We start from the raw sequence: 8,256 nt of genomic DNA on the forward strand, positions 1-8,256 counted from the left end.
TCGTCGGCGGCGGATAAAGCGGCGGCGAGGCGGGAAACAGGAACAGATCGGTACGAAATCGTCCGACTGTATTGGCCGATAGACCGATACGGTCGCTATCCCGCCTTGCGCTTGAGGAGGAAGCCGCCGCTCGCGCAGGCCAGCATCGCCACCCCTGCGACGAGGAAGGCGTCGCTATAGGCGAGCAGCAGCGCCTCGTGGTGGACGATACGGTCGATCAGCCCCAAAGCGCGCTGGCGCAATCCCGCGGTCTGGAAAGCGTGAAGCGCGCTGACGCGATCGATCTGCTGATGTGCGAAGCTGCGGACCAATGCGATCATGCGTTCGTGGAATTCGGGCGAATAGGGGCTCACCGCCTCGCCGATCCGCGCGGCGTGGAGCTTTTCGCGCTCGACGACGAACTGCCCCGCCCCGGCGATGCCGATCGCACCGCCGACGTTGCGGACGGTCGAGAACAATCCGGAGGCCGAGCCGACCTCCGATTTCTCCAGTCCGTCGACCGCCATCACCCCGAGCGCGACGACGATGAACGACTGGCCGATGCCGCGCACCACCAGCGAGGGGACGATGACGTTGGCCGCGGCGTCGCCGTCGAGGTGGATGTTCATCATGCATCCCGCCGCCATGATGACGAAACCGAGGATGATGATCGTCCTGACGCTGGTCCATTTCATCAGCCGCGGCGTGGCGAAGGACATGACGAGCTGGATCAGCCCGTAGGGGATCATCGTCACGCCGATCTGCGCGGCGCTATAGCCGTGCGCCTCGGCGAAATAATTGGGCACCAGAAAGACCACCCCGAAGACGATCGCGCCGAAGGTGAATTGCATCAGGCTGGCGAGCCCGAAATTGTAGCGCGCGAGCAGCCTCAGGTTGATCAGCGGGTCGCGGCGGCGCAGCTCGATCGCGGTGAAGGCGATCAGGAACAGCGCCGCGACCGCGCTCATCGCGACGATATAGCCGGAGGCGAACCAATCCTTGCGCCCGCCCTCCTCGAGCACGATCTGCAACGCCGAAAGCCCGACCGCCATTGCGACGATCCCGCCCCAGTCGCCGCCGCGCAATTTGTCGAGCGACAAGGGGCTGCGCGGGGTCGCCCAGCCGATCGCGGCGAGCAGCAACAGCCCGGGCGGCACCTGGAGATAGAAGATCCAGCGCCAGCTATAGGCGTCGGTCAGCCAGCCGCCGAGCGACGGGCCGGCGGCCTGCGCGACATTGTTGGCGACCGCGAACAGCGCCATCCCGAACGGGTGTTTCGACGGCGGCAATTCGGTGACGATGATCTGGAACGACAAGGGGATCAGCACCCCGCCGAACGCCCCCTGCAGCGCGCGCGCGACGATCATCGTGTTGATATCGGGGGCGAGCGAGCAGGCGATCGAGAAGAGCACGAACCCGCCGGTGCCGACCATCAGCACGCGCCGAGTGGAAAAGACCGATACCAGCCAGCCGGTCATCGGGATGATGATGATCTCCGCCACCAGATAGGCGGTGGTGATCCACGATCCTTCCTCGAACGACGCGCCGAGCGACCCGCGGACATCGGGCAGCGAGGCATTGGTGACATGGACGTTCATCCCGGCCATGAAACAGCCGACCACGCCCCCCAGCACCGCGACCCAGGCGCGGAGCGAGACGTGATCGGGGTCGGCCCCGGCCGCCGCCTGCGCGGTCATCGGCGCGCACCGCGCGTGTCGACGATCGCCTCGACCGACATGCCGGGGCGCAGCGCGCTCGCTTGCGGCTGGCCGGGATCGACGCGGATGCGCAGCGGCATGCGCTGGACGATCTTGGTGAAATTGCCGGTGGCATTGTCGGGCGGCAGCAAGGCGAATTGCGCGCCCGAGGCGGGGGCGAAACTGTCGACATGCCCGGCGATCTCTGCGCCGCCGAACGCATCGACGACGATCCGGACCGGCTGGCCGGGGCGGACGCGCGCGATCTGGGTCTCCTTGTAATTGGCGACGACGTAAGAGGTGCCCGGCACCAATGCCATCAGCGGGGTGCCCACATCGGCATATTGGCCGGCGCGCACGCTGCGCTGCCCGACGAGTCCGGCGATCGGCGCGCGGATCGCGGTGCGATCGAGATCGAGCCGCGCGGCGGCGAGCGCGGCCTCGGCGCGGCGCAGCGCGGCTTGTGCCTTGTCGAGATCGGCGGTGGCGCCGCGCCGTTCACTCGCCAGCACGGGCAGCGCGTCGCGCGACGTGGCGAGCTTGGCGCGCGCCTCGGTCAGGCCCGCGCGCGTCCGGTGCGCATCGGCCGCGGCGGTTTCGAGCATCTGGTCGCTGGTGATCTGCTGGCGCGCGAGATCGGCCTGGCGGCGATAGGCGAGCGTCGCGAGGTCGGCGTCCGCCGCGCGCGCCGACACCGCCGCCGCATCCTGCGCGATCGCGCTGCGCTGCTGCGCCGATCGCGCATCGAGATTGGCGACGCGTGCGGCCGCCGCGGCGAGATCGGCGCGCGCCGCCGCGACCGCGCCCTCGGCGTCGGCGACCCGGATGCGATAGTCGCGATCGTCGATCCGCGCGAGCAGGTCGCCCGCGCGCACCCGCTGGTTGTCGGCGACCGCCACGGCGACGATCGTGCCCGCGACGCGCGGCGCGATCGCGACGACATCGGCCCGGACATAGGCATTGTCGGTCTCGATCATGAAGCGCCCGCTGGTCCACCAGCGAAGCGCGAACCCGGCCGCGGCGAGCAGCAGCAATGCGCCGCCCGCGAGCAGCATCCGGCGTCGCGCGCGCGGGGATCGGGTGTCGGAAACAAGGGTAGCGGTCATGGCGGGATTACTCGGCAGGGGGCACCGCGGCGGCGGCGCTGCTAGGTCTTTCGGGGCGGGGCAGGGTGACGGCGGGGGCCTGTTCCCAGCCGCCGCCCAGCGTCTTGAACAACACGACCTGCGCGACCGCGACCTGCGTATCGGCCTCGGCCAGCGTCGCCTGCGCGGCGATCTCCGAACGGTCGGCGTCGAGCACCTCGAGCGCGGTGGCGCTCCCTGCCTTGCGCCGCGCGCGGACGAGCATCGCGGCGCGCGCGGTGCGATCGGCGGCGATGCGCAGCCGTGCGGTGCGATCGAGCAGAGCGGCATAGCCGGCGGCGGCCTGGTTCACCTCCTTGAGCGCGGTGAGGATCGCGGCGTCGAACGCCGCCAGCGCGGCGACCTCGCCGGCGCGCGCGCGGCGGATCCGCGCGCGGGCGGCGCTCAGATTGGGAAAGCTCCACGACAGCAGCGGCCCCGCGCGCCAGACGAAATTCTGCCGCGCGCCGAGCCCCTCGACCGAAGGGGAGGAGGAACCCGCCATCGCGCCGAGCGAAATGCGCGGATAGAGATCGGCGACCGCGATCCCAATCCGCGCGGTGCTCGCGGCCAGCGCCTGTTCGGCGGCGCGCAGATCGGGGCGCCGCCGCAGCAGTGCGGCCGGGTCGCCGACCGGGATCGGCGCGGTGAGCCGGGGGATCGCGCGACACTCGGCGGCGGCGGCCGGCAGCTCGGTCGGCACATGCCCGGTGAGCACCGCGAGATCGGTCAGCGCGCGGTGGCGCGCGTCGTCCAGCGGGGGAAGCGCCGCCTCGGCCTGCGCGGCGAGCGCCTCGGCCTGCAGCACGTCGGCGGGGGTGCCGAGACCCGCCGCGCGCAGCCGCTCGGCGAGATCGCGGTCCCGCCGCGCGAGCGCGAGCGACCGGCGTGCGATATCGGCCTGGCGCGCGACGCCGCAGGCCGTCACCCAGCTTTCCGCCACGCCCGCCGCGATCGCGACGCGCACCCCGTCCTGCGTCGCGGCGGTCGCGTGCATATCGGCGCGCGCGGCGCCGATCGTCGCGCCGATCCGCCCGAACAGATCGACTTCCCAGCTGACCTCGGCGCCGAGCCCGAAGCGCGATCCGGTTCGGATATGATCGCTTCCCGCCGCGACCGCGGCGATCTGGTCCTCCAGCTTGCTGCCCGCGCCGGCGTCGGCCGACACATTGCTCGCCGGTATCCGCGCGCCGCGCGCTTCGCTCAGGCTTGCGCGCGCCTGCAACAGCCGCGCGGCGGCGACACGCAGGTCGCGATTGCTGGTCAAAGCCTCCTCGACCAGCGCGTCGAGCGCCGGTTCGTCGAACAATTTCCACCATTGCGCCGCCGTCGCCGCGCGGGTCGTCACGGCCGCGTCGGTCAGCGTCGGCGACGCCGCGATCGTCGGGCGGGGCGGCTGCGACGGCGCCGCGGCGCAGCCGGCGAGCGCCGAGGCGGCGAGAAGGGGCGGACAAAGGGTGCGGAACGATCGGTTCACGGCGCTTCCTGGCTGGCGGGGCCGTGAGCCTTAGAGCGCGATCGCTTGTCCTTCTCGCTCAGGAATGACAATCATCGTCGCAAGATGGACAAAATGCGCAGCTATGAAGATTGCGAGCGCGCGCCGCGCCCGGTGGCGGCGCTGGCGAGCGATCATCCCGACGGCGACTATATCGCGCCGCATCGCCATCCGCGCGCGCAGCTCATCCACACGGTCTCAGGGGTGATGACGGTGAGCAGCGGCGTGGGAAGCTGGGTGGTGCCGCCCGGTCGCGCGGTGTGGATGCCGCCCGACGAGGAACATGCGATCCGCATCGCCGGTCATGTCAGTATGCGCACGGTGTTCGTGCGCGACGACGCGCGCGCCGGGCTGCCGCGCGGGTGCGAGGTGATGGAGGTCTCGCCGTTTCTGCGCGAGGCGATCGTCGCGGCGACGTCGATCCCGCTCGATTATGCGCCGGACGGCCGCGACGCGCGGGTGATGGCGCTGATCCTCGACGAGATCGCGGCGGCGCCGCGCCTCCATCTGCACGTGCCGATGCCGCGCGATCCGCGGCTCGCGCGGCTGTGCGCGCGGCTGATCGCGGATCCGGGGGCGCCCGCGACGCTCGAGCAACTCGGGGCGGAATGCCACGTCAGCGGGCGGACGCTCGCGCGGATGTTCCATCGCGAGCTGGGGATGAGCGTCGGCGAGTGGCTGCGGCGGATGCGGCTGCTGCTCAGCCTGCCGCGGCTGGCGGCGGGCGCCTCGGTGCTCGAGGTGGCGATCGAACATGGCTATGACAGCCCGAGCGCCTTTGCCGCGATGTTCCGCCGCGCATTGGGGGTATCCCCGACCACCTATTTCGATCGTGGCCGGCGGGCGAACTGATCGGCGAGACCCCGGTAATGAGCCGGCCGGGAAGGGTCCACCCGGCCGGTCTCTTTACCGGCAGGACCGAGGGGGGCCAGCGCCGGAAAAGCGCTATCGGTCAAGCCGTCGCAACGATGATTTCGACATGAGGCGAATGCAACCTGCATTCCTTACAGATTAAGGACTTATGCGACAGTGGCGGCGCATCGAGGGATCAGAAACCGGCGGCGATGCCGATCCGCACGCTGCGCGGCTCGAGCGGGGTGCGCTGGCCGAGATTGCCGGTCTGGAGCAAATTGCCGACCGAAAAACGGTTGCCCTTGCTGTCGAACAGATTCCGCATGTCGACGAACACTTTGTAGCGCCCGAAGCGATATTCGGCGAGCGCGTTGGTCTGGACGTAATTGCCCTGCGGCACGCGGAGCCGCGGCCCCACGCCGACCCAGGACCGACCGACGTAGCGCGCGCCGAGGCCGAGCGTCAGCGTCCGCCCCGAAGGGAAGACCTTGCGATAATCGGCGCCGATCCGTGCGGTGACCGCGGGGACGTTGGGCAGACTCTGCCGGCATCGCATCACGGTGTCGCGCGCCGGCCGGTCGAGGTCGCTGTCGGCGAGGAACATGCTGCCGGAAAGATTGATGCCGGCGCGCGCCTGCCAGTTCGCGGTCAGCTCGAGCCCGTTGACATGCCCGTCGCCGACATTGGCGGTGAACGGGCCGTCCGGGCCGGTGAGATCGGCCTGGATGTTGCGCCACCGCGCGGTCGACACGCCGATGCTGCCGGTCAACTTGCTGGTCTGGGTGCCGAACCGCACGCCCCCCTCGATCACGTCGAGCGTATCGGGGCGGAACGCGGTCACCCCCACATTGCCCCCCTCGCCGAACGGCACCACGGCATAGCCGCCGACGCGGTAGCCGCGTTGGTAGCGGATGTAGCCGATAAACGCGTCGTTCGCCCGCCACGTCATCGCCGCGCCGGGGGCGAAGACGACGGTATCGCGATCGTTGGTCACGAAATCGAGCTTGAGCTCGTCGCGGGTCGGCAGGATCTGAAACCCGCGCAGCCGGATCGCCGACAGCCGCCCGCCGACCGTGAGCTGCAGCCGCGGCGCGATCTCGACGGTGGTCTGCCCGAACAAGGCGGAATCGAGCACATAGCTGCGCACCCCGCGCAGGAACGCCAGCGTATCGTCGTCGCCGATCAGATAGAGCATCTGATCGTCGCTCGCGGTGACATGCGCGCCCACCACCCAGCCGGTCCCGTCGGGCAGCAGCCGCGAGAGCCGCGTCTCGCTCGTCAGCAGCAGCGCGTCGTTGAGCGAATAAGCCGCGGTGGCGGGAATCCCGGTCGGCTTGCTCGCGTCGTAGATCGTCGCCTGTTGGTTGTGCACCAGCGCGACCGAGCTGACCAGTTCCTTGCCGTCGTCCCACAATTTGCGGACGGTGATATGGGCGAGATAGAAGCGGCTTTCGGACGGCTCGGCGATTGGGGTGGCGCGCGACAGCGGGCGGCCGGTCGCCTCGGTATATTGCGCGTCGTTGTTGCGGATCGACTGGAAGGCGCCGCCGACCTCGACCGACCAATGATCCCCCGGCTCGAACCGGAACGCGCCGCGCGCGCCGAACTTGCGCGTGTCGTTGACGTCGTTGAGCCCGCGCTGGACGTCGTCGATATAGCCGGGCGAGCGGCTGCCATAACCGAGCAGGCGCACCGCCGCCCCCTGCCACAGCGGGATGTTGAGCACCCCCGCGACGTCGCTGCCTACCCCGCCGTGCCACGTCGCGCCGAGCGCGGCCTGGACGCTGCCTTCCCAGACGCCGGGCTTGGGCTGATGCGGGATGAGCCGCGCCACCCCGCCGAGCGACCCCGCACCGTAAAGCGTGCCCTGCGGGCCTTCGAGGATCTCGACCCGCTCCATATCGTAGAGGCTGAGATCGGGATCGGGGGCGTTATAGTTGAGCTGCACCTCGCCGAGATATTGCCCCACCGTCGCCTGGCTGGAGCCCGAGAAGCTGCTGTCGGCGATCCCGCGCAGAAACAGCTTCTCGCGGCCGGGGCCGAGGCTGGTCGAGGTCAGCACCGGCAGCTCGTCGACCAGCGCGGCGGTGCCGCGCGCGCCGGCGTTGCGCAGCGCGGGGGTATCGAACCACACCACCGCGGCCGCGCCGGGATAGCGGTCGAGCGGGCTGCGCTGCTTGCCCGCGGTGACGATGACATCGGGCGCCGGCTCGGCGAGGAGCGAGGGCGATACGAGCGGCGGGGGGACGGGCCGGCTGGGGGCGGGCGGCGGCTGGCGCGGGCGCGGCGGCGCGGCGCGCTCGATCCTGAACGCATCGGGCCCGATCCGCACCGCGACCAGCCCGGTGTCGGCGAGCAGCCGCGCGAATGCGGCCTCGATCGTCAGCCGGCCCTTGACGCCCTTGGTGCGCATCGCGCCGAGCCCGGAGACCGTCGTCGCGACATTCACCCCGCCCTGCCGCCCGATCGCGACGATCGCGTCGACCAGCCGGCCCGCGGGAATGTTCAGCGCGACGCCGCCGCGCTCGGCAGCCCAGGCCGGCGTCGCGACGCCCGAAACGGCAGCGAGGAGAAGGGGGCCCGCGACAAGCCGTGACACGTGGATTCGTTCATTCCCAAAAAAAGTGAGGCGGATAGCGACAGGTGGCGTGACATTCTGCGCGGGTCGAGCCGAAAAGCGCGCGGCGCCCGCCCGGGGGCTAATGGCGTGCCGGTACGATCGCGCGCTGGCCGTTGTGCCGCTCGATCCGGATCGGGAGCAATTGTTCCAGCTGGCGATCGAGCGTCGCGGGATCGCCGATGCGGATCACCCCGGTGACGCGGATGTCACGCAGCGCGGGGTCGACGCTGACCGTCCCGCCGCCGTAGCGCGCCAGATCGCGCGCGACCGCGTCGAGCGGTCGATCGGCGTAGACGAGCTGCCCGTGGGTCCAGGCGAAGGCGTCGTCGGGATTGGCGCGCGAGACGGTGTCCGATCTCGCGCCCGGCGGGCGGAGCAGCGCGGTGCCGGCGGGGAGCCGCGCCGCCGCGGTGCCGCCCGTGCCGGATACCGCGACGAGCCCGCGGCGCACCGTGACGCCGAAGGCGCCGGCATCGTTCAGCACGTCGA

The 8,256-nt window shown here is 70.8% G+C and carries 6 protein-coding genes; 1 reads left to right on the forward strand and 5 read right to left on the reverse strand.

The window, feature by feature from the left end; genetic code table 11:
- Window positions 1–95: 95 nt before the first annotated feature.
- Genes BGN95_RS18180 through BGN95_RS18190 form a run of 3 tightly spaced genes read right to left on the reverse strand, consistent with a single transcriptional unit; the run spans window position 96 to window position 4,277 of the window.
- Entirely contained in the window at window positions 96–1,676 is a 1,581-nt protein-coding gene (locus BGN95_RS18180; protein ID WP_286773558.1) for a DHA2 family efflux MFS transporter permease subunit, read from the reverse strand.
- Window positions 1,673–2,782 (reverse strand): HlyD family secretion protein, encoded by a 1,110-nt coding sequence (locus BGN95_RS18185; RefSeq protein ID WP_286773559.1) that lies wholly within the window; start codon window positions 2,780–2,782, stop codon window positions 1,673–1,675. Before BGN95_RS18185 ends, BGN95_RS18180 begins: the two co-directional genes overlap by 4 nt.
- A gap of 7 nt (window positions 2,783–2,789) precedes the next feature.
- On the reverse strand, window positions 2,790–4,277 hold the full coding sequence (locus BGN95_RS18190) for an efflux transporter outer membrane subunit (protein WP_286773560.1): 1,488 nt from the start codon (window positions 4,275–4,277) through the stop codon (window positions 2,790–2,792).
- A 93-nt stretch (window positions 4,278–4,370) separates the two neighbouring features.
- On the opposite strand from BGN95_RS18190, the gene BGN95_RS18195 reads away from it, so the two are divergent.
- Window positions 4,371–5,147: an AraC family transcriptional regulator gene (locus BGN95_RS18195; RefSeq protein WP_265311698.1), complete on the forward strand. Its 777-nt coding sequence runs from the start codon at window positions 4,371–4,373 to the stop codon at window positions 5,145–5,147.
- Between the two features lie 196 nt (window positions 5,148–5,343).
- On the opposite strand, the gene BGN95_RS18200 is transcribed toward BGN95_RS18195, so the two are convergent.
- Both BGN95_RS18200 and BGN95_RS18205 read right to left on the reverse strand, forming a co-directional pair.
- Window positions 5,344–7,746, reverse strand: a complete 2,403-nt coding sequence (locus BGN95_RS18200; protein ID WP_286773561.1) for a TonB-dependent receptor — start codon at window positions 7,744–7,746, stop codon at window positions 5,344–5,346.
- A 100-nt stretch (window positions 7,747–7,846) separates the two neighbouring features.
- Window positions 7,847–8,256: FecR family protein (locus tag BGN95_RS18205; RefSeq protein ID WP_502688314.1), on the reverse strand; the 410-nt coding region annotated here is incomplete at its 5' end.

This window comes from Sphingomonas sp. 66-10 (assembly GCF_001897045.1).
GTDB classification, from domain to species: Bacteria; Pseudomonadota; Alphaproteobacteria; order Sphingomonadales; family Sphingomonadaceae; genus Sphingomonas; species Sphingomonas lycopersici.